Origin of the sequence: Streptomyces melanosporofaciens (assembly GCF_900105695.1) — a bacterium.
Taxonomy (GTDB): domain Bacteria; phylum Actinomycetota; class Actinomycetes; order Streptomycetales; family Streptomycetaceae; genus Streptomyces; species Streptomyces antimycoticus.
Genome location: NZ_FNST01000002.1, coordinates 5,430,385 through 5,451,934, shown reverse-complemented (window position 1 = coordinate 5,451,934; position 21,550 = coordinate 5,430,385). Strand labels below are relative to the sequence as shown.

At 70.5% G+C, this 21,550-nt stretch carries 20 protein-coding genes; 15 read left to right on the top strand and 5 right to left on the bottom strand.

Translation table 11 applies throughout. From position 1 onward, the window contains the following. The first annotated feature begins 100 nt into the window (after nt 1-100). From BLV72_RS26425 to BLV72_RS26410, 4 genes are all read left to right on the top strand, one after another. Nucleotides 101-976 (top strand): aminoglycoside phosphotransferase family protein, encoded by an 876-nt coding sequence (locus tag BLV72_RS26425; protein ID WP_093470551.1) that lies wholly within the window; start codon nt 101-103, stop codon nt 974-976. Nucleotides 977-1,257: 281 nt separating this feature from the next. Next, a complete protein-coding gene (locus BLV72_RS26420) occupies nt 1,258-2,157 on the top strand; it encodes a LysR family transcriptional regulator (RefSeq protein WP_093465308.1) in 900 nt (299 codons plus the stop codon). A gap of 90 nt (nt 2,158-2,247) precedes the next feature. After that, on the top strand, nt 2,248-2,814 hold the full coding sequence (locus BLV72_RS26415) for a Uma2 family endonuclease (RefSeq protein WP_093465306.1): 567 nt from the start codon (nt 2,248-2,250) through the stop codon (nt 2,812-2,814). Between the two features lie 136 nt (nt 2,815-2,950). Then, nucleotides 2,951-4,480, top strand: coding sequence for a helix-turn-helix domain-containing protein (locus BLV72_RS26410; RefSeq protein WP_093465305.1), 1,530 nt, complete (start codon nt 2,951-2,953; stop codon nt 4,478-4,480). A gap of 113 nt (nt 4,481-4,593) precedes the next feature. Here BLV72_RS26410 and BLV72_RS26405 read toward each other — a convergent pair whose 3' ends face one another. Further along, complete coding sequence (locus tag BLV72_RS26405; RefSeq protein WP_093465303.1) at nt 4,594-5,535, bottom strand: LysR family transcriptional regulator; 942 nt, start codon at nt 5,533-5,535, stop codon at nt 4,594-4,596. A 195-nt stretch (nt 5,536-5,730) separates the two neighbouring features. Here BLV72_RS26405 and BLV72_RS26400 point away from each other — a divergent pair, with 195 nt between their 5' ends. Together BLV72_RS26400 and BLV72_RS26395 are read left to right on the top strand one after the other, a co-directional pair. Further along, nucleotides 5,731-6,459, top strand: coding sequence for an SDR family oxidoreductase (locus BLV72_RS26400; protein ID WP_093465301.1), 729 nt, complete (start codon nt 5,731-5,733; stop codon nt 6,457-6,459). Nucleotides 6,460-6,512: 53 nt separating this feature from the next. Further along, nucleotides 6,513-7,136 (top strand): NADPH-dependent F420 reductase, encoded by a 624-nt coding sequence (locus BLV72_RS26395; RefSeq protein ID WP_093465299.1) that lies wholly within the window; start codon nt 6,513-6,515, stop codon nt 7,134-7,136. A gap of 150 nt (nt 7,137-7,286) precedes the next feature. Here BLV72_RS26395 and BLV72_RS26390 read toward each other — a convergent pair whose 3' ends face one another. After that, on the bottom strand, nt 7,287-7,865 hold the full coding sequence (locus tag BLV72_RS26390; RefSeq protein WP_093465297.1) for a TetR/AcrR family transcriptional regulator: 579 nt from the start codon (nt 7,863-7,865) through the stop codon (nt 7,287-7,289). Nucleotides 7,866-7,951: 86 nt separating this feature from the next. On the opposite strand from BLV72_RS26390, the gene BLV72_RS26385 reads away from it, so the two are divergent. After that, nucleotides 7,952-8,833 (top strand): SDR family oxidoreductase, encoded by an 882-nt coding sequence (locus BLV72_RS26385; protein WP_093465296.1) that lies wholly within the window; start codon nt 7,952-7,954, stop codon nt 8,831-8,833. Between the two features lie 89 nt (nt 8,834-8,922). Here BLV72_RS26385 and BLV72_RS26380 read toward each other — a convergent pair whose 3' ends face one another. Next, nucleotides 8,923-9,513 carry a TetR/AcrR family transcriptional regulator gene (locus tag BLV72_RS26380; RefSeq protein ID WP_093465294.1) on the bottom strand — a complete coding sequence of 197 codons (591 nt, stop codon included), beginning with the start codon at nt 9,511-9,513 and terminating at the stop codon, nt 8,923-8,925. A 171-nt stretch (nt 9,514-9,684) separates the two neighbouring features. Between BLV72_RS26380 and BLV72_RS26375 the strand changes: the two genes are divergently transcribed. Both BLV72_RS26375 and BLV72_RS26370 read left to right on the top strand, forming a co-directional pair. After that, a complete protein-coding gene (locus tag BLV72_RS26375; RefSeq protein ID WP_093470550.1) occupies nt 9,685-10,629 on the top strand; it encodes an alpha/beta hydrolase family protein in 945 nt (314 codons plus the stop codon). 218 nt (nt 10,630-10,847) lie between these two features. Next, nucleotides 10,848-11,351 carry an SRPBCC domain-containing protein gene (locus BLV72_RS26370; protein ID WP_093465292.1) on the top strand — a complete coding sequence of 168 codons (504 nt, stop codon included), beginning with the start codon at nt 10,848-10,850 and terminating at the stop codon, nt 11,349-11,351. A gap of 68 nt (nt 11,352-11,419) precedes the next feature. Here BLV72_RS26370 and BLV72_RS26365 read toward each other — a convergent pair whose 3' ends face one another. Continuing rightward, on the bottom strand, nt 11,420-11,920 hold the full coding sequence (locus BLV72_RS26365; protein WP_093465291.1) for an SRPBCC domain-containing protein: 501 nt from the start codon (nt 11,918-11,920) through the stop codon (nt 11,420-11,422). A gap of 120 nt (nt 11,921-12,040) precedes the next feature. After that, nucleotides 12,041-12,973 carry an NAD-dependent epimerase/dehydratase family protein gene (locus BLV72_RS26360; protein WP_093465289.1) on the bottom strand — a complete coding sequence of 311 codons (933 nt, stop codon included), beginning with the start codon at nt 12,971-12,973 and terminating at the stop codon, nt 12,041-12,043. A gap of 327 nt (nt 12,974-13,300) precedes the next feature. On the opposite strand from BLV72_RS26360, the gene BLV72_RS26355 reads away from it, so the two are divergent. The 6 genes from BLV72_RS26355 to BLV72_RS26330 all read left to right on the top strand — a co-directional run bounded on the left by BLV72_RS26355 (nt 13,301) and on the right by BLV72_RS26330 (nt 21,540). Further along, a complete protein-coding gene (locus tag BLV72_RS26355) occupies nt 13,301-15,430 on the top strand; it encodes a DUF8189 domain-containing protein (protein WP_093465288.1) in 2,130 nt (709 codons plus the stop codon). Between the two features lie 117 nt (nt 15,431-15,547). Next, nucleotides 15,548-16,837, top strand: coding sequence for an ABC transporter substrate-binding protein (locus BLV72_RS26350; RefSeq protein WP_093465286.1), 1,290 nt, complete (start codon nt 15,548-15,550; stop codon nt 16,835-16,837). Between the two features lies 1 nt (nt 16,838). Next, on the top strand, nt 16,839-17,774 hold the full coding sequence (locus BLV72_RS26345; RefSeq protein ID WP_093465285.1) for a carbohydrate ABC transporter permease: 936 nt from the start codon (nt 16,839-16,841) through the stop codon (nt 17,772-17,774). After that, nucleotides 17,774-18,622 (top strand): carbohydrate ABC transporter permease, encoded by an 849-nt coding sequence (locus BLV72_RS26340; protein ID WP_093465283.1) that lies wholly within the window; start codon nt 17,774-17,776, stop codon nt 18,620-18,622. Before BLV72_RS26345 ends, BLV72_RS26340 begins: the two co-directional genes overlap by 1 nt. Next, nucleotides 18,619-20,709: an alpha-galactosidase gene (locus BLV72_RS26335; protein WP_093465281.1), complete on the top strand. Its 2,091-nt coding sequence runs from the start codon at nt 18,619-18,621 to the stop codon at nt 20,707-20,709. The genes BLV72_RS26340 and BLV72_RS26335 overlap by 4 nt, the downstream gene beginning before the upstream one ends. Before the next feature lie 60 nt (nt 20,710-20,769). Further along, nucleotides 20,770-21,540: an SDR family NAD(P)-dependent oxidoreductase gene (locus BLV72_RS26330; RefSeq protein WP_093465280.1), complete on the top strand. Its 771-nt coding sequence runs from the start codon at nt 20,770-20,772 to the stop codon at nt 21,538-21,540. The last annotated feature ends 10 nt before the right edge of the window (nt 21,541-21,550 follow it).

Genomic DNA, 21,550 nt, shown 5'->3' with positions numbered 1-21,550 from the left:
GAGGGTTGCGTGCCGCCGAGGCGTGACCGGCTGGGGAGACGTGGCTGACGGCCACGGCCGGGAGCGGCAGACTGGCCGCGTGAAGCGACGATGGGTGGATGTGGACAGCGTCACGACGCGGCTGGTTCGTCGGTTCGGTCCACAGGTTGCCGAATGGTGCGCCGACACGCCGAACCTGATCGCACGGTTGACGTCCCGTTGGGGCCTTTCCCTCGGTGAATCCCTCCCGGATGGTGCCTCGTCGGTCACGCTGCGGTGCCAATGGCCCGACGGCACGCCCGCGGTGCTGAAGCTCAGCCCGGATCGGGCCCTTCTGGTCGAGCAGGCCGGAATGCTGGGGTGGTTCGCCGCCTCGGGCCGGGTGCCCGCCGTGCTGGCCGTCGACGAGGACGCGGGCGCGATGGTGCTGGAAGAGGTCGTGCCCGGAACGCCGGCGGAGGACATGCCTGCCGCTTCGCTTCCGGGGCAGTGGTCGGAGCTGCTCGCCGCGTTGCACGGGGTCGCTCCGCCTCCGCGGCCGCCGCGTGTGCTGCGCGGCCGGTGCGAGGAAGCCTTCGCCCGTGTCGGCAGGCGGCTGTCCGAGCCCGCGATCAGTGCACGTATGGATGTCACCGCGTGGGACAGGGCCGTCCAGCGGTGTGAGCGGCTGCTGGACACGGAAGCGACAACCGTGTTGCTCCACGGCGACCTGCACCTGGGCAACGCGCTCGACGGTGGCGCGAGGCGCGGTCTGATGGCCATCGATCCGAAGGCATGTGTGGGTGATCCCTGCTTCGACGCTGTGGACTACGTCGTGGCCGGCGCCGGGCTGGAGGGCGTCGAGACCCGCTGCGCGCGTGTGGCGGCGGCGTGCGGGCTCGACGGCGACCGGCTCCACGCCTGGAGCCAGGTGATCGCCCCGTTCGCGGCCATCGCCCACCTCGGTAACGGTGGTGAGGAGCCGGTGATCGATGAACTGCTCGCGTTGGCCCGGTGAGCACACCTGGATGAGACCGCTCAGCCTTCGACGGGACAGGACACCGGCGGGCGCGAGCGCGTCCCCGGTGCGGTTCATGGGGGCTCACCGGCGTTCACCGGTAAGGGTGACCGTCGGCCGGAAGGGCCCCGGGGGGCGGCGTTCCGCGTTAGACCTGAGGCCATGAGCATGTGCGCGGACGCGACCGACGGCCCCGGAACGGACGACGGCCGGGCCCGAACCGGCCCCGGTCACCTCCGAGTTCGGAACTGAGCCGCCCCGGCCCCCGCGATACTGCTGCCATGGACCCGCACCTGCTCCGCACGTTCGTCTCCGTGGCCCGCTGCGGATCCTTCTCCGACGCCGCCCATGAGCTGGGCTTCACCCCGGCGGCGGTCTCCGAGCACATCGCGTCCCTCGAAGCGGATCTGCGCACGTCACTGCTGACCCGGCGGCCGGTCATGCTCACCAGCGCGGGCGCACGGCTGCTGGAACACGCCGGTCCGCTGCTGCTGCGGCTGGACGCGGCGCGGGCCGACGTCGAGCGGCTGTCGGGGGCCGGCGCCGCCCGGCTGGTGGTGGGGGCCTCGCCGCTGGCGATGACCCCGCGAATCGCCGCGGCCCTGGACCGGGTGCGCCAGGCGCATCCGGCCATCCGGGCCTCGTTGCGGATCCTCGGCCGCCGGGAGATCCCGGCGGCGGTGGCGTCCGGGGCGCTGGGCCTGGGGCTGGTCGACGGCCCGACGACCCCCGCCGACGCCCTGCCGCTGCCCGAGGTGGGTCCGCTCACCTCCGTCACGGTCGCGGAGGCCCCGCTGGTGGTGGCCCTGCCCACCGGCCATCCGCTGGCCCGTCGGCTCGGCCTGCGGCTGGCCGACCTCGCCGAGGCCCAGTGGCTGGACGCACCGGACGCCGCCATGCCGCTGGCGCAGCTGCGCGCGATGAGCCGGAGCGGCGGCTTCCGGGCCTCGCTGACGTACGAGGGCACCGATGTACGCGGGCTCGTCGCCCTCACCGCCGCGGGCCACGGGCTGGCCCTCCTCCCCCACCCGGCCACCAAGGGCGCCCCCGGCATCGTCACGGCCCCCCTGATCGCCCCCCGCCTGGTCCACCGCACCGAACTCCTCCACGGCCCCGCAGTCGACGGCCCGGCACGGGCGCTGGCGGCGGTGGTGACGGGGGATCGTCACCGGTACGGGTGAGTACCGGGCACATTTGCCCAAGCTCGTGGAGGATTGCGATAGACCTTGCTCAGTCGTCATGCTGCAGCTACGCCGCCTGGTGGAGGACCGATGAGCGCGCAACCCCATTCGGAAACGGCTTCGTATGTGGCCGACGACCCCGAAACCGCATTGAAGTACGCGATCCAGCACATCCGGGGGGATGGCCGGGTGCAGATCGTGGAGGGGGTCATCGAGCAGTTGTCACCGACATGGGGCCATGAAAAGGCAGCGGACAAGATCCGCAATCAGATCGCGCCGGTCGTTGCCAAACTCGGCTGCGTATCGGGGTCGGGCAATCTGGACCTCCCCGGCAGCAGCAATTGGTACGTGCCAGATGTGGCGGTCGTTCCTGAAGAACTGGCGGAGGCTGCGGCGCTGGTACCCGATCAGACCCTGCTGGTAGTCGAGGTGACCTCCGACTCGAACGGGGACACCGACCGGATCGTCAAGCGACGCCGCTACGCGGAATACGGAGCCCCGCTGCATCTCCTGGTCGACCGGCAGCAGCGCACCTGCACGCTCTATGCGGCGCCCGGGAGCCTCGGCTACACCAAGGTGGACGGCCCCCACCCCTTCGGCACCCCCCTCGCCCTCCCGGAACCGTTCGATCTGGAGCTGGACACCTCCGGACTCTGAGGGGCCTCAGTCGCCCGCGAGGCGGGCGGCTGACCGGAACGGCACTCGCCACCCAGAGGAACCCACCCGGACGGCCGTCACTCCTTCGCCCCCTCCGGTCGCGTGCGTATCTCATATGTGAGATAGCCTCTTCTCCATGACTGACGACTACCTCTCACGTATCGGCAAGCTCATCCGTGACGCCCGCCAACACCGAGGCTGGACCCAGTCCCAGCTCGCGGAGGCGCTCGGCACAAGCCAGAGTGCGGTCAACCGCATTGAGCGGGGAAACCAGAACATCAGCCTTGAGATGATCGCCAGGATCGGTGAGGCCCTGGACAGTGAGATCGTCTCCCTCGGCTACGCGGGCCCGATGCACCTTCGGGTGGTCGGCGGCCGTCGGCTGTCCGGTGCCATCGACGTCAAGACGAGCAAGAACGCGTGTGTGGCGCTGCTGTGCGCCACGCTTCTCAACGCGGGCCGTACGACACTGCGGAGAGTCGCCAGGATCGAGGAGGTCTACCGCATCCTCGAGGTCCTGGGCAGCATCGGTGTACGCACCCGCTGGATCAACGACGGCGCCGATCTGGAGATCGTGCCGCCCGCCGAGTTGGACCTCGACGCCATGGACACCGAGGCCGCGCGCCGGACGCGCAGCGTCATCATGTTCCTCGGTCCGCTGCTGCACCGGATGAACCACTTCCGGATTCCCTACGCGGGCGGTTGTGACCTCGGCACCCGCACCGTTCAGCCGCATATGACCGCCTTGCGCCATTTCGGCCTCGAAGTGACCGCCACCGACGGGATGTACCACTCCGCGGTCGATCGCACGGTCGCCCCCACCCGCGCCATCGTGCTGACCGAACGGGGCGACACCGTCACCGAGAACGCGCTGCTGGCGGCCGCCCGGCACGACGGTGTCACGGTGATCCGCAACGCCTCGTCCAACTACATGGTCCAGGACCTCTGCTTCTTCCTGGAGGAGTTGGGCGTCAAGGTCGAGGGCGTGGGCACCACGACGCTGACCGTCCACGGCGTCGCCCATATCGACCGCGATGTGGACTACTCGCCCTCCGAGGACCCGGTCGAGGCGATGAGCCTGCTGGCCGCCGCCGTCATCACCGAGTCGGAGCTGACGATCCGCCGGGTACCGGTGGAGTTCCTGGAGATCGAGCTGGCCGTCCTGGAGGAGATGGGGCTGGACCACGAGCGCGGCCGGGAGTACGCGGCGGACAACGGCCGCACCCGGCTGGTCGACCTGACCGTGCGGCCGTCGAAGCTGCAGGCCCCCATCGACAAGATCCACCCGATGCCGTTCCCCGGCATCAATATCGACAACGTGCCCTTCTTCGCGGCGATCGCGGCCGTCGCCCAGGGCTCGACGCTGATCCACGACTGGGTCTACGACAACCGCGCGATCTACCTCACCGAGCTCAACCGGCTCGGCGCCCACGTCAAACTCCTCGACCCGCACCGCGTCCTGGTCGAGGGCCCCACCCGCTGGCGCTCCGCCGAGATGATGTGCCCGCCCGCCCTGCGCCCCGCGGTGGTCGTCCTGCTGGCGATGATGGCCGCGCCGGGCACCTCGGTCCTGCGCAACGTGTATGTCATCAACCGGGGTTACGAGGACCTGGCCGAGCGGCTGAACTCGATCGGCGCCCAGATCGAGACCTTCCGCGACATCTGACGCCGCGTCTGCCGCCGCACCCCCCTCACCCGCGAGGCAGGGTTGCGGCGGCCGCCGTGGGACCTTCTCGCCGGAGATGAACTCGCCTGCCGGGGTTGGTCGCGCCGCGAGGGTCAGGAGGACGACCCTGGTATCCCGGCCGACGCGCCGCCCTCCGCGAGCTGAGTCCGCACACCGCGCGGCACACGCACGCCATGGCTGCGCAGGTTGCCGATGAATCGTGCGACGAGCGGATCCGGTTCCCCGGACGTCACCGCCACCAGCTGCCTGATCCACCGCGGCGAGAACGGCCGCACGGCGCCCGGAAAGCCGTCGCTGACCGCACTCACGGGGCATACGGCGATTCCCAGACCGGCGGCCGCGAGCTGTGGTGCCGCCGTCGTCACCGATGTCCTCATCACCGGCTCCAGGCGGACTCCGGCGCGGGCGAAGGACTGATCGAGCCAGGCGCTGAGGCCGTTGTCCGGGGCGAAGTGAACGAGCGGCGCCCCGTCGAGATCCTCGAGGCGCACGGCCGATTGCCGGGCCAGCGGGTGGTCGTCGGTCGTCGCCAGCACGATCTCTTCCTCGGCGACGGCAGTGATCGTGAAGCGGTCGGACGAGGGAGTGGGCACCAGGGCGACATCGGCTTCGTCGGAGTCGACGAGGCCAAGTGCCTCGTCCATCGACGTGGACTCGCGCAAGGTGATCGCCACGTCGGGGTAGCGGCGGCCCCACCGGCGAATGACCGGGGCGAGCAGCGCCACGCTGAGGCTCTGCGCACTGACCAGCCGCAGCACCCCTCCGGCCGCCTGCCCCGCCGCACGTGCCGACCTCACCGCGGAGGCGGCCGCCTCGATCGCCCGTCTGGCATCCGCGACAGCCGCACGCCCCGCGGGAGTGAGCTTGACCCCCCGTGGTTCACGTCGAAGCAGGATCGTTCCGGCCTCGCGTTCCAGGGAGGCGATCTGGTGAGAGACAGCGGGCTGCGACGAATGCAGCAGGAGGGCGGCCTGCGTGATGGATCCGGAGTCCGCGACCGCGACCAGGCACTCCAACGCCCGAAGGGTAGCCATATACCGATCTTATCGCAGGAGGCATAAGCATGAATGACATCGATATAGGGCCCTCCCTCCTGGCATGAGGAAAATCTATGGCAAGGCCCATTTTTATCGATGCTCCGACGGGAAGGACCGTACCTCGCCGGCTGTTGGACTGGCCGACGAGGACGGGTACACCGCCTGTCCTGCGCGATATGCGTGGAGCGTTCGATGCCGTATTCATTGAAGGACAAGCGCGTTCTGATCGTGGGAGGCAGCTCGGACATCGCCGCTGCCCTGGCCACGGATCTCCTCCGGGAGGGTGCGCGGGTCACGCTCGCGGGCCGGAACGTCGAGAAGACGACCGTCGCGGCGAAGGCCGTCGGGGACGCCGTCCGGCCCATGACACTCGACCTCTCGGACGAGGAGTCGATCCAGGCAGCCGCGGATCAGGTCAGGGCCGCCGGCGGGCTCGACCATCTCGTCAGCGTCGCCACGGAGCGGAGCAACGGGCCGGTCGCCTCCCTTGAGCGCCGCGCGCTGCTCGCGGCCTTCGACGCCAAGGTCGTGGGCCCGATCCTGCTGGCCAAGCACTTCGCCCGGTTGATCGCCGAGAAGGGGTCGCTGCTGTTCTTCTCCGGCCTGGCCGCGTGGCGCCCCTCGCCCGGACTCGTCGCGATGGCGGCCACCAACGGCGGCGTGAGCACGCTCGCGTCCGCCCTCGCGGTCGAATTGGCGCCCACGCGCGTCAACGCCGTCTCCCCCGGCGTGATCGACACCAGCAACTGGGACACCGCGGTACCCGACAAGCAGGAGTGGTTCCGGCAGATCGCAACCTCCGCGCCGGTGGGCCGGGTCGGGGAGCCCTCCGACGTCTCGGCCGCCGCCCGCGCGTTGCTGGTCAACCCGTACATCACCGGCGAGACCCTCCACGTCGACGGCGGAGCGCGCTGGTCCTGAACCCGGCAGAAGCAGCACAAGCGAAGAACGGCAACAAGGGAAGAGCACTCACCATGAGCGACATCAGCATCATCGGCCTGGGACACATGGCCCGCGTCCTCGCCGCCCGCGCCCTCGATGGCGGCAACGCCGTCGAGGTCATCGGCCGTGACGCGGCCAAGACGGCCGACGTGGTCGGCGCGCTCGGCCGCGGCGCCACGGCGGGAAAGATCGACGCCGCCCCGGCCGGAGACATCGTCATCCTCGCCGTGCCCTACGCCGGGGCCGTGCCGGTCGTCAGCCAGTACGGGGACGCACTGGCCGGCAAGGTCATCGTCGACATCACCAACCCGTTCAACCCCACTGCCACCGGGCTGGCCACCCCTGACGGCACCTCCGTCGCGCAGCAGATCGCCGAGGCCGCCCCCGAGAGCGCCCATGTCGTCAAGGCGTTCAACACCATCTTCGGCCATGTCCTGGCCGAGGACCGCCCGCTGGACGTGTTCATGGCCGGCGACGACGCGCGGGCCAAGGCGAGCGTGTCGGCGTTCGTCGAGAGCATCGGACTGCGCCCGCTGGACACCGGCGACCTGAAGATGGCGCAGTGGCTGGAGGGAGCGGGCCTGCTGATGATGGGCCTGGGCCGCTATGGCGTGGGGAACTACGGCTTCTCGCTCGGCGTCAGCGTGCCCGGCTGAGCGCGCCCGCGCCCTCCGCTGCCGCGCGTCCGGCGTGTGACGTCATCCCGGCCTGCCCGGCTCCCGCTCGACGGGCCGGGATGGCGGGCCTGGACGGCGGGCAGCCCGCGCACCATCCAGTCCATGGACAACACCGTGAGATGCGTCCGGTCAGCCCAGCGACGCGCTCGCCGCACGCAGTTCGTCCAGGGCCGCCAGGGCGTACCCGGCGAGCTCGTCCTTGCCGTCACGGTCGCCCTCCGACCATTCGGCGTACCCCCGCTTGAAGGCGAGAAGGCCCAACTCGCCCGCGAGGGCCGCGGTCGGATCGGGTACGCCGCGGGCGACCAGGGCGGTCGTCATCGCGGCCGCCAGGCTGACGCTCTTGAGGGCGTCACGCTCTTGAAGCTCGGCGCTGGAGGCGACGGCCGCCTTCAGACGAGGGGCGAAGTCCCGATTGACGGGGCCCATCGCGGTCGAGGCGCGCTCGAGACCGGCAGCGACCGCCTCGAGCGGGCTGGCGCCATCGGGCGCCTCGGCGATCCCCTCGGCCAGCAGCCGGCTCAGCGTCTCCTGTCCGGCCACCAGCAGCTCGCGCTTGTCGGGGAAGTGCCGGAAGAACGTGCTTTTGGTGACCCCGGCGCGCTCGGCGATCTGCGCGACCGTCGTGGCGTCGTACCCCTGCTCGGTGAACAGGTCGACAGCAGCCACGACGAGGCGTTCGCGCGCCCCTGGTTCCCATCTGCCCATGGGCCCATCATAGGTGACGGGACTCTTGTCCCATCACTCGGCTATAGTGACGGGACAAGAGTCCCATCACTTGCGGGAGAGTATCCATGCGCGTCTTCGTCACCGGTGGCACCGGCCTGATCGGGTCAGCCGTCGTCGCCGAACTGCTCGGCAACGGCCACACCGTCCTCGCACTCGCCCGCTCCGACGCGTCCGCACAGGCCGCCGAGGCGGCCGGCGCCGAGCCGCTCCGAGGAGCTCTCGGCGACCTGGACGTCCTTCGCGCCGGCGTCGCGCAGACCGATGGGGTGATCCACCTCGCCTTCGCCAACGACTTCAGCAGCCCCGACGCCCTCGCCAAGGCGGTCGCCGAGGAAAGCGCCGCCATCGCGGCCCTCGGCGAGGAACTCGTCGGCAGCGACCGCCCCTTCGTCACCGCCTCGGGGACGCCCCATGTGCCGGGCCGCGCCTCCACCGAGGCCGACCCCGCCATGACCGATGGTCCGGTCGGTGGGCGCGGCCGCGCGGTCACGGCGGCCCTGGGCCTGGCCTCGCGCGGGGTCCGGAGCACGGCCGTACGCCTGCCGCGCACGGTTCACCACCAGGGCACCGGCGGGTTCGCCGGTCTGCTGACCGACATCGCCCGCCGGACCGGCATATCCGGCTATCCGGGAGACGGCGCACAGCGCTGGCCGGCCGTGCACGCGCTCGACACGGCCGTCCTCTTCCGGCTTGCCCTGGAGCTGGCGCCGGCCGGCAGCTCCTGGCACGCCGTGGCCGACGAGGGAGACCAGGTGCGTGACGTCGCCGCGGTCATCGGCCGACGGCTGGACGTGCCGGTCGAGTCGGTGTCACCGGAGACCTACGGCCCCCTCGGCCCGATCTTCGCGACCGACCAGCCCTCGTCCAGCGCCCACACCCGAGAGGCGCTCGGCTGGGAGCCGAAGCACCCGTCCCTTCTGGAGGACCTGGAGAACATCCAGCCCTGACCGGCGGCCGGGAGGACCGGCCACGCCCGCTGCCGGCGCTCGCGCCGGCAGCGGAAGACCCTCAGCTCCGGAGCCTGGTGTCCCGGCCCCTACCGACGGCATCCGTCGAGCAGCAGCCGAATCGTGACACGCACGTCGTAATGCGGATCGACCCTCTCTCCGCCCGCACAGATGTCGCCGATCGCGCGGATCAACTGATAGGGGGCGACGTCGGCCGTGACCTCGCCCGCGTCCCGGGCGGCATGGAGGATCTCGGCGAGCGCCGGCACGAGGCGCTCGATGAACAGCGCGTGCAGGGCGGTGAAGCCGTCGGGATCATTGCGCATGGCGGCGGCCAGCCCGTGCTTGGTCGCCAGGAAGTCCACGAAGAGTTCCACCCATTGACGCAGCGCGGCGAACGGTGACGCCGCCGTCGCGAGCAGGGTGGGCCCGGCTTCGGCGCAGGTGTCGACCTGGTGCCGATACACGGCCACGACGAGGTCCGCGCGCGTGGGGAAGTGCCGGTAGATCGTGCCCATGCCGACGCCGGCCGCGGCGGCGATCCGGCGCACCGGCGCGTCCACCCCGTCCGTGACGAACACCGACGCCGCGGCATCGAGCAGCGCCTTCTCGTTCCGCCGGGCGTCCGCGCGCTTGGCCGAGCTCGGGGTGGCCGGCATCGGCTTGTCGCCTTCACTCACGGGGGCGCTCCTGTCCTACGACCGCACTTGCCAAGCGGAACCCTGCTCCGTATATTCGGAACGTCGCTCCGCTTAACCGCGTATCCGGTGGCTCATGTCGTCGGACCTGCACCGGCGACGCATGTATTCCCCATGGACACGGCGCTCATCGCAACCGAAAGGCAGCTCCGCATGCCCGCACCCGATACGGCCGCCCCGCGCGCCGTTCCCGCCACGACCACTGCGATCATCAGCGTCAAGCCGGTCGTCCTGCCCGCACCGGAGCGCGGCGACGACCTGTGGGTACGCGTGTCAGCGCCCGCCTCCGGCAGCGGCCTCCCGATCGTCGTCCTCGCCCATGGCTTCGGCTTGTCGATGTCCTCGTACGACCCGCTGGTCGATTTCTGGGCCGCCAACGGCTTCGTCGTCCTGCAGCCCACCTTCCTCGACTCGCTGACCCTCGGCATCACTCCCGCCGACCCGCGATACCCCGACATCTGGCGCATCCGGGTCCAGGACGTCGAGCGCGTACTCGACGAACTCGACCGCATCGTCGCCGCGGTCCCCGGCCTCGGCGACCGCGTCGACAGCGACCGCATCGCCGTCGCGGGTCACTCCTGGGGCGGACAGACCGTCAGCATGCTCCTCGGCGCCCGTGTCGTCGGCGCGGACGGGCAGCCCGGCCCCGACAAGACCGATACCCGCGTGAAAGCCGGCGTGCTCCTCGCGACGACGGGCATCGGCGGCGACGCCCTGACGCCGTTCGCCGCGGAGAACTTCTCCTTCATGAGCCCCGACTTCGACCGCCTGACCACGCCGGCACTCGTGATCGCGGGCGACCACGACCAGTCCTTGCTCTCGACGCGCGGCCCCGACTGGTTCACCGACGTGTACAGGTACAGCCCCGGGGCCCAGAGCCTGCTCACCCTCTTCGGGGCCGAGCACTCCCTCGGCGGGATCCACGCCTACGGCGCCAAGGACACCACGGACGAGAGCCCCGAGCGCGTCGCTCTGATCCAGAAGGCTTCGTGGGCCTACCTCCGTAGCGCCCTCGGGATCGACGACAGGGATTGGAAGCAGGTGCGGACCGAGCTCGCGGAGACCGCCGACCCGATCGGGCGCATCGACGACAAGTAGGGCCGCGAGGAGACCCACCATCGGCGAAGGCCGCCGCACAGGATGACCTGTGCGGCGGCCTTCGCGATCTGCCTGGCCTGGCGGGGGGCCATCGACCGCTTAAGGGGGAGGCATAACGCAAACGAAGGTCAAAGCCCGGGCGACAGAGGAATCAATCCACAGTCCCGCCAGTTGGCATGCGTTGAATCTCCAGAATCCTTAAGAAGGAGGCACGATCGATGTATGACAAGGTGAATTGGCCCGAGCGGTACGACCCGAAGACATCAGCCATCTACGCGCTCAACGACATCGATGTGAAGGCGCCGCCCGAAGTGGTGTGGAAGCTGCTCGTCGACGCCGAGAACTGGTCGAGCTACTTTCCTCCCGAGGACCAGGTCAAAATCCTTGGCGGTGAGCCGGAACTGGCGCTCGGAACCCAGTACCGCAGGGTGACGGTGGGGTTTCCCATGAGTCTGAGGGTGACCGAGCACGAGCCCTTCAGCAGGCTCTCCTGGGAGACGTTCGTCGACGGCGACGAAACCGGTTCAGGCGCGTACCACGGCTGGGTCATCACGCCCACGGACGACGGTTGTCACGTGCTGAGCGAGGAAACGCAGCAGGGCCCCTTCTTCCTCGAGGAGCTCGGGCGCAAGAATCCCGGTGCGCTCTACCGCTATCACCAGGACTGGGTCGAACGCCTCGCCCACGCCGCAGAGGCGGAGGCGGCGCCTCGCCCCGCATAACGTGTATGGGCAGAACCGAGGCCCTCTGAACCGTGGCGGTTCGGAGGGCCTCGGTATCGACATGTTGATCAGGAACGTCCGGCGGTGTACCCAGGATCGGTCGCGACCTTGGCGAGCGCCGCAAGAAGCTCCTCGTGGGTGCGCCAATAGACGTCGGGGGCCGGCTTCGCCATTTCGATCCAGTGCGGGCCCTGCATCGTCTCTTCCGTCCAAAGGTGGCATCCCTTGGAAGTGGGGGTGATGATCCAGGCATGGTGGGCCTTGGATTCTTCCGAGACCTTCGGGTAACCACCCCAGGCGATGCGCGACACAGGCTCAAACTCCTGTACCGACGCGAAGACATCTTGTCCGGCCAGGTTGGTTTCGAACCGTGTGCCAAGGCGCAGTGACTCGTGGCCGTCAAGCAGCTGGACATGCTCGACGCCCGGGTAGAAGCTGGGCCAAGCCTCGGGATCCACGAGCAGGGACCAAATCCTTTCCGGAGAGGCTTCGACCTCGAGCTCGTTGGTGAAGTGGATCGGTGAGCGGCTGGGAACCATGGTCTCGGGCCAATTGATAGCTTCGAACATATCGCACTCCAAATAACCGGCTTCCGTTCGCCGGATCAGCTGTATCGAAAATTCAGGCGCGCCGTGGCCAGTGCGGGAAAGCGGGTGGTCGGCCCGCGACGGGCGCCGTGTGTGGCACTTTCACGCGCCGTCGGTGGCCACCGAGTTCCGGACGGCGTCCAGACCGGCGGCATGGGAAACCATGGGCTGGTAATCGAGTTCGGCCACGGCTTTGTCCGTCCGCAGAACGCACGACTGCCCGAGGAACCACCGGGCGGGAACGGGGACCTCCTGAGCGGCGGTATCGGCGTCCAGGTCGGGGATCGGCGTATCGACGCCATAGATCCCGAACAGCGTCTCCATGAACTCGCGCAGGATGACACGGTGCTGGTCGGTGATGAAGTAGGCCTGACCCGGTCGGCCGCGCAGCCATCCGAGGACGAGGCCCTCGACGGCATTGTCGACAAAGGTGACGTCGGTCGTGTGCCGACCTCCGTCGATCCAGGCGAACTCTCCCGCCCTCGCCGCGGCCACCAGTCCCTCGATGAGGATGCTGCCGGGACCCCAGACGAACCGGGGGCGGATCGACACCGTGGCGAAGCCGGGGGCGTTCGCGTCGAGCACGATCTTCTCGGCGGCGGCCTTTGTCGCGCTGTAGGCGGCCGGCGAGTCCGGTCGCAGCGGCGCGGTCTCATCGACGTCAACGAGCGGGTCGCCGGCCAGGAGGGCCGCTTCACTTCCGCAGTGGACGAACCGAGGCACCTGCGCGTAGCGGGCCGCGTCGACGGCCGCCTGGGTGCCGCGGACCGATACATGTTCATGACGCGCACGGTCGGCGGTGATGTCCGTCTCGGCAGCGAGGTGGAACACCACGTCGCTGCCCGTCACCTGGCTCCGCCACGTGGTCGGGTCGGTCAACTCGCCGCGTACGGGCTCCGCGCCAAGCGCGGACACCTTCGCGGCCGACGCCTCGCTTCTGACCAGAACACGGACCGTGTGCCCCTCGTGGAGGAGCCGGTGTACCAGCACCTGGCCGATGAACCCCGAACCGCCCGTGATGAACGCCTGTGCCATGAGCCTCTCCTTCGCCTCGTACGAGCCTCCTCGCTCGCCTTGGGCGAGAAGGTCTCGTGGGGTGAAGCGATCAGGGATCTCCAGGCCTTCCCTCGACAGCCTTTATATTTTGAAGGCTTGCGATAAAAACTTTGAATGGCTTCGTCTCGGCCGCGGCAGCAGCTCTCGGCAGGCCGACGCCCACCGGAAGACTGTTTGAATAAATTAGGAATAATTCTTGACAGGGTCTCGGCCGCGGGCCACAGTCATCGCCGTGACGCCGCCGACGCCCGTCCGAGGGCGGCCGCGTCATGTCTCCTCCTGCTTCCCAACCCTCCGGAGAGGCACGTGATTTCACACCCGCCCGCGCACAGACCCCGCCACCGAACGCTGACCCGCGGCGCCGTCGCGACCGCGATCGCCCTGGTCCTGGCCACGACCGCGGCTCCCATGGCCATGGCCGCCCCCGCCGTGGACCAGGGGGCGCCCGACTACTACGACAGCGGGCTCGCCCCGACGCCCTATATGGGGTGGAACACCTACTACGGACTGGGAGCGCCCACCGAGAAGGAGGTGCGCGCGGTCGCCGACCGGCTTGTCAGCAGCGGGCTGCGCGACAGCGGGTACGACATCGTGTGGCTGGACGGCGGCTGGCAGGCCGACAACCCCCGCGACGCACAGGGACGGTTGGCGGCCCACCCGGACCGGTTCCCCTCCGGCATCCCGGCCCTCGTCTCCTACCTGCATCAACGCGGTCTGCGGGCCGGGATCTACACCGACGCGGGCACCTACGACGGCGGCAAGAGCTGCGGCCTCGGCAGCCGTGGCCACTACACCGAGGACGCGCGGCAGTTCGCCCAGTGGAAGGTCGACGCGATCAAGGTCGACTTCCTGTGCGGCATCAGCGAGAAGCTCGACCCGGGCCCGGCGTTCAAGGAGTTCAGCGACGCCGTCGCGAAGTCCGGGCGCCGGATGCTGCTGAATCTGTGCAACCCGCTCACCGATGACTGGGGCCTGCCGCACACCCCGGAGCAGGACGCCCACAACACCTACGCCTACGCCCCGACGGCCGCGGACTCCTGGCGCACCGGCACCGATATCGCCTGGGGCACCCCGAGCCCCGGCCAGTGGCCCAATGTGCTGCGCAACATGGACGCCAACGCCTGGCACCCCGAGGCCCAGGGGCCCGGCCACTACAACGACCCGGACTATCTGATCCCGATGCGCCGCATGACCGACGGGTCGTACGAGCTGTCGGAGGAGGAGTCCACCACGCAGTTCGTGATGTGGGCCGAGATGGGCTCCCCGCTCGTCCTGGGCTCCGATCCCCGTACCCTGTCCGACTCGATGCTCCGGACGCTGCGCAACCCGGAGATCATCGCGGTCGACCAGGACCCGCTGGCCGTCCAGGGCGTGCGGGTGGCCACCGACTCCGTCGGCGATGTCTACAGCAAGGTCCTCTCGGGCCACGGCCGGCGCGCGGTCGTCCTGCTCAACCGCTCGGACCGGCCCGTCGAGCGCACCGTGAACTTCTCCGATGCGGCGCTGGGCGGCGCCGTCGCGGTCCGTGACCTGCGGGCGCGTGCCGACCGCGGAACGCACACCGGGTCGTACACCGTCGAGGTACCGGCGCATGGCACCGCGTTCCTCGGGCTCACCGGCGAGGACGCCCTCCCCGGTGCCGACCTGGGCGCGAAGGCCACGGCGAGCCCGGCCGTCGTACGGGACGGCGACGCGCTGACCACGTTCTTCCGCGGGCCGGGCGGTTCGCTCGTCCAGCAGGCGGATGGCAGGACGCGGGACCTCGGCGGCCCGGCGCACGGGAAGGTCCTCGGCCAGCCCGCCGCGTACGCCTCGGCGGACGGGCGGATCGACGTCTTCGTGCGGGGTGCCGACTCCCGGGCGTACCGGCGGGTCTTCGCACACGGGCGCTGGGGCGGCTGGCAGGACCTCGGCGGGAAGCTGACCGACGCCCCGTCGGTGGCGTTCACCGACCCCGCCCGCTGGACGCTGTTCGCGCGCGGCGCCGACGGGCGGATCGCGCAGCGGGGGTCGTCGTCCGGCTGGTCGTCGCTCGGCGCGCCGGGCGACCGGCCGACGTACGGCAGGCCGTCGGCCGTCGTGGACGCGCACGGCCGCGTTCATCTGGCCGTACGCACCGCTGCCGACGAGGTGTGGACGCGGTCGCGGGATGCCTCCGGGCAGTGGTCGGCGTGGAGTTCGCTCGGCGGGACCGTCAGCGGCAGCCCGGCGCTGGTCGCCGTCGGCGACGCGGTGGTGCTGTTCGCGCGGGGCGGCGACTACACGCTCTGGCAGCAGCGGTACGAGAACGGCGCCTGGCAGGGCTGGAGCAAGCGGCAGGAGTTCCCCAGCGCCGCGTTCGACGGTGCGCTCGGGGCGGTCGCGGGCCAGGACGGTGTGATCGACGCCGTGTACCGCGGGGTCGACGGTTCGGTGCACCGAACCCAATTCAAATAAATTAGGTATTAATCTTGACGTGGTGCGAGCGCCACGCGAACCTGGATCCGCCGCGAGCGGGGGCCCGGCGGGCAGCAAGCAGCCGGGCCCGCCGAGTGGATCCACAAGGAGCACTCCATGACGAACCAACTCCCCAGCCGACGACTGCTTCTCGCCGGCCTCGGCGCCGCCGGGACGACAGCGCTGCTCAGCGGCTGTGTCACCGCCAGCTCCTCCGGCAAGGGCTCCTCCGGGGGCGGCGCGGTGACCCTCCAGTCCAATCTCTCCGCCCCGCAGGCGAAGGCGGCCATGGAGGACCTCGCCGCCGCCTACGCCAAGCAGGGCTCCGGGCGCGCGAGCCTCAACACGGTCGCCGCCGAGACCTTCCGCACCCAACTGCCGACGTATCTGACCTCGGCCAATCCACCGGACGTGCTCACCTGGTACCCCGGCTCGGTGGCGGAGGCCTATGCCAAGAAGAACCTGCTGCTCGACCTCAGCGAGGTGTGGGCCTCCCCCGATCTGGGGCGCTACTCCACGGCGCTGAACAAGCTGTGCACCGCGGCCTCCGGCAAGAAGGTCTTCGTCCCCACCACCTACTACTGGTGGGGCATGTTCTACCGGAAGTCCAACTTCGCCAAGTGGGGCGTGAGCGAGCCGAAGAGCTGGGACGACTTCCTCGACCTGTGCGACAAGCTGAAGTCCAAGGGCGTCGCCCCGATCGGGCTCGGCGCCGGCGGCAACACCACCTGGGTGGCGTCCGCCTGGTTCGACTACCTGAACATACGGATCAACGGCGCCCCCTACCACCGCGAGCTCCTCGCCGGGAAGCACCGCTTCGACGACCCCGAGGTGCACAAGGTCTTCGACCGCTGGCGGGAGGTGCTGCCGTACTTCGACCCCAACGGCACCGCCGTGGCCTTCCAGGACGCCACGACCGCCCTGCTCAACGGCCGCAGCGGCATGATGCTCATCGGCACCTTCTTCGCCGACGCGGTGCCGAAGAGCGCCCTCGACGACATCGACTTCTTCCGCTTCCCGGTCATCGACCCCAAGGTCCCGCTCGCCGAGGAGGCGCCCACCGACGGGTACTTCGCCAGCGCCCGCACCGGACGCCGGGACGAGGTCTTCGACCTGCTGCGCTACCTCGCCACGGCCGAGGCGCAGGAGATCTACATCAAGGGCTCCTCGGGCACCGCCCTGCCCTGCCACCCCGATGCCAAGGACTCCGGGACGCCGCTGGTGAAGAAGGGCCGCAAGCACATCGAGGAGGCCGCCGAGCTCACCCAGTTCTTCAACCGCGACTCCAGCGACGCGCTCCAGCCCGCGACGGACACCGCGCTGACCAAGTTCATCGCCAAGCCGAAGAGCGTCGGGTCGATCCTCACCAACTGGCAGCGTGACGCCGAGAAGATCTGGCGGGCCTGACGTGGCCGTCCTCACCGCCCCCGAACGCACCTCCCCGGCCCCGCCGCCGCCCCGCGGCAGGCGGGCCCGGGGTCCTGGGCGCACACCCCCGCTGGTGCTCGCCTTCCTCCTCGTCCCGCTGCTCGCCGAGGCCGTCTGGGTCTTCTGGCCCGCGCTCCAGGGCTTCTACCTCGCCCTGACCAACTGGGACGGCGTGTCGGCGCCCGAGTTCGTGGGCCTCGGCAACTTCCGCGAGATGGTCCACGACGAGGTCTTCCGCACCGCCGCCGTCGACACCGTGCTGTGGCTGGTGCTGTTCGGCGGACTGTCCGCGCTGCTCGGCCTCGGCGCGGCCCTCCTCCTCCAGCAGGAGCGCCGCGGCGTCGGCTTCTACCGCGCCGCCCTGTTCCTGCCGGTCGTGTTCTCCCTGGTCGCCACCGCCCTCGTCTGGCAGGCCATCTACCAGCCCGACGGCGTCCTGAACCAGCTCCTGGAATCGGTCGGCCTCGACAGCCTGCGCCACGCCTGGCTCGCCGACCAGGACACCGCCCTGTACGCGGTGATCGTGCCCGCGCTGTGGCGCCAGGTCGGCTATGTGATGGTGCTGTACCTGGCCGGGCTCAAGGGCATCGACCCGGCCCTGTACGAGGCGGCCAAGGTCGACGGCGCCGGGCCCTGGCAGCGCTTCCGCTATGTGACGCTGCCGCAGCTGCGCGGTGTCAACGCGGTCGTCCTGTCCGTGATCATCATCGACTCGCTGCGCTCCTTCGACGTCGTGTGGTCGCTGACCCGGGGCGGTCCCTACCACTCGTCCGAACTGCTGAGCACCTACATGTACTCCACCGCTTTCCAGTCCCTGCGGCTGGGATACGGCTCCGCACTGGCGGTCGTCATCTTCGTCCTGGCCTTCGGCGTCATCGCCTCCTACCTCGTGCGCGCCTTCCGGGAGGCCGACTGATGTCCGCCACCTCCACCGCCGTGCGCCGCAAGCGCGCCGCGACCGCCGGATTCCACCTGGGCGCCGGTGCGCTGGCCGTCCTGTGGCTGCTGCCCATCGCGCTGGTCCTGGTGACCAGCCTGCGCTCCTTCGACGACATCGCCGTCCATGGCCTGGGCAGTTGGCCCCGCTCCTTCACCCTCGACAACTTCCGTCAGGCCTGGGTCGACGGCGGCCAGCAGCGGGCCCTGATCAACAGCCTGGTCGTCACCATTCCGTGCGTGCTGGTGACGCTGACCCTGGCCGCCATGGCCGCGTTCGCCCTCAGCCGCTACGAGGTGCCCTTCCGCCGCTCCCTGTTGCTGCTCATGCTCGGCGGCAACCTGCTCCCGCCGCAGATCCTGCTCATCCCCGTCTCCAAGCTGAGCGAGCTGATGGGCGTCTACGACACGCTCCCCGCGCTCATCGGGGTGCAGATCGGCTTCGGCGTCGGCTTCTACGTCTTCGTCCTGCACGGCTTCATGCGGGCGATCCCGGTCGAGATCCAGCAGGCCGCCGTCATCGACGGCGCCGGGCCCTGGCAGATCTTCTGGCGGATCATCCTGCCGCTCACCCGCCCGGCGCTGGCCGCGCTCAGCGCGCTGTCCTTCACCTGGATCTTCAACGATCTGCTGTGGGCGATCACCGTGCTGCGCAGCGACGCCAAGATGCCCATCACCGGCGCCCTGATCGGGCTGCAGGGCCAGTTCGTATCGATGTGGAACGTGATCGCGGCCGGGTCCGTCATCGCCGCGGCGCCCACCGTGGCCGTCTTCCTCCGCTTCCAGCGCCACTTCGTGGCCGGTCTCAACCTCGGAGCGGTGAAATGACCTCGTACCGGCGCTGGACCCTGCGCACCGAGCACACCTGCTACACCGTCCGCCTCTCCCCCGACGGCCCGTGGGCCGAGCTCGACGCGTGGGGGCCGCCCGGTGTCGAGACCGGCCCGTCCGCGCTGGACTGGTCGAGGCGCACCCACTTCATCACGCCCGCCGACGCCGCGCCCGCCGAGTATCTGCCCTACGGGCTGCGGCCGTTCACCGGGGCCGACCTGGTGGCGGGGCGCCCGGGCGCGGAGCGGGGAGCGTGGTGGGAGTTCGAGGGCGCCGAGGAGGGGCCGGGGACCCTGCGGCTCACCTTCACCGACGACCTGCTCGGTCTGCGTACGGCCCTGTGCTACGCCACGGTGCCCGGCACCGACGTCATCCACCGCTGGACCGAGCTCACCTGCACGGGCGACGAGGACCTGCGGCTGGAGCGGTTCGACTCGGCCGCCGTGAACGTCCCCGTGACCGCCGGCGCCCGGCTGACCTACCTCACCGGCCAGTGGTCGCAGGAATTCCAGCGCACCCAACTCACCCTGACCAGGGGCGCGTTCACCATGGGCAGCAGCCAGGGCGTGCCCGGGCACGCCTACGCGCCCTGGCTCGCGGTCCAGGACGCCGCGGAGCCCGGGGACCCGCCCGCCTATGGCGTGGCCCTGGAGTGGCCCGGCAACTGGCACATCACCGCGGAGGCCGAACCGGGCGGCGCCGTGCGCGTACGCGCCGGTCGCGTACCGCACGAAGGCGTGGTGCGCCTGGCACCCGGCGACACCCTCACCACACCGCGCCTCGCCTGCGCCTTCAGCGCCGAAGGGCTCGACGGGCTCTCCCGCGTCTGGCACCGCTACGAACGTCATCTGACCGGTGAGCGGCTGCACCGTCCCCGCAAGGTGCTCTACAACTCCTGGGAGGCCACCACCTTCGACGTCGACGCGGCGGCGCAGCTCGAACTGGCGAAGACGGCAGCGGACATCGGGGCCGAGCTGTTCGTCGTGGACGACGGGTGGTTCACCGGCCGCGCCGACGACACCGGGGGGCTGGGCGACTGGTATCCGGACCCGGCGGCCTTCCCGTCCGGCTTCGACACGTTCGTGGCCGACGTACGCGCGCTGGGCCTGGACTTCGGCCTGTGGATCGAGCCGGAGGCCGTCAGCCCCGGCAGCAGGCTGTACGCCGACCACCCGGACTGGGTGTACCGGATCGACGGCCGCCCCGCCCGGCTGGTGCGCAACCAGCTCCTGCTCGACCTGGGCCGGACCGATGTCCAGGACTTCGTCATCGCCACCCTCGACCGGCTGCTGACCGGCCATGACATCAGCTACCTCAAGTGGGACATGAACCGGCCGCCGACCGAGCGCGGCCGCCCCGGCGCCGGTCCGGCCGACCGTCTCGACCTGGACGCCCAGCATGTCGCGGGCTATCTGCGCGTCCTGGACCAGCTGCGCACCGCCCACCCCGGGGTCACCGTCGAGGGGTGCGCGGGCGGCGGCGGGCGCATCGACCACGCGACCCTCGCCCGCACCGACGTGGTCTGGCCCAGCGACAACACCGCGCCCCTGGACCGGCTGGCCATCCAGTACGGCTTCCTGCACGCCCATGCCCCGCATGTGATGAGCTCGTGGGTCACCGACGCCCCCGGCGTCTTCGACCCCCGTCCGCGCAGCCTCGCCTTCCGCTTCGTGAGCGCCATGTGCGGAGTGCTCGGCATCGGCGCCGACCTGCGGAAGTGGGACGCCGGGCAGCGCGCCGAGGCCGCCGGCTGGATCGCCCGCTACAAGGAGGTGCGCGATGTCGTCCACCTCGGCGAGGCCCGGCTCCTGGGCAGCCCGCTGGACGCCACCTGCGGCCTCCAGTACGACGGCCCGGACGCACGTACCGTCGTGGCCGCGCTCAGCACCGGCCGCCTGGACGGCTCCCCGCTCGTCCCGGGACGTCCGGCCCGGCTCCGGCTGCGCGGCCTCGACCCGGCCGCCCACTACCGGGACGCCGCGTCGGCGACCACGTACAGCGGCGCCCATCTGCTCCACTACGGGCTGCCGTTCACGTGGAGCGCCGACCACGACGCGGAACTGGTGGTGCTGACACGGCAGTAGACCGCCGACCGGCCCATGTCCGCCCCCGCCCGCAGTACAGCGAAGGAGCCCGAACCCCCGATGGAACAGTCCCGCCGGTACGGTGACCGCTTCACCGCCCGCACGGCCGTGGTCACCGGAGCCGCCTCCGGCATCGGTGCCGCCACCGCCGAACGCCTCGCCCAGGAGGGCGCCGCCGTCGTGCTCGCCGACATCGCCGAGGAGCGCGGCGCGGCGGTCGCCGAGCGGATCTGTGCGGACGGCGGCCGTGCCCGCTTCGTGGCCGCCGATGTCTCCGCGGAGGAGGACTGGGAGCGGATCGCGGCCGCCGCCCACGACTTCGGCCCCGTCGACGTGCTGGTCAGCAATGCCTACACGGTCGACGTCACCCCCGCCCACGACATGTCCCTGGGCTCCTGGCAGCGGCAGCTCTCCGTCAACCTCACGGGTGCCTTCCTGGGATTCAAGGCCGTCCTGGACGATCTGCGCGCCCGCCGCGGAGCCGTCGTCCTGACCTCGTCCGTCCACGCCCACAAGGGCATCCCCGGCCACCCCGCCTACGCGGCCTCCAAGGGGGCGCTGCTGTCCCTGTGCGGACAGCTCGCCGTCGAGTACGGTCCCGAGGTGCGGGTCAACGCCGTCGTGCCCGGCCCGATCCTGACGGCGGCCTGGGACCGGGTGTCCCCCGAGGACCGCGCACGCAGCGTCGCCGAAACCGCGGCCGGCCGTTTCGGCACCCCGGAGGAGGTGGCCGCGGCCATCGCCTTCCTGGGCTCCCATGAGGCCGCCTACGTCACCGGTGCGAGTCTTGTCGTGGACGGCGGCTGGAGCGTCGTCAAGTCCTCCGCATGACCACCGCGAT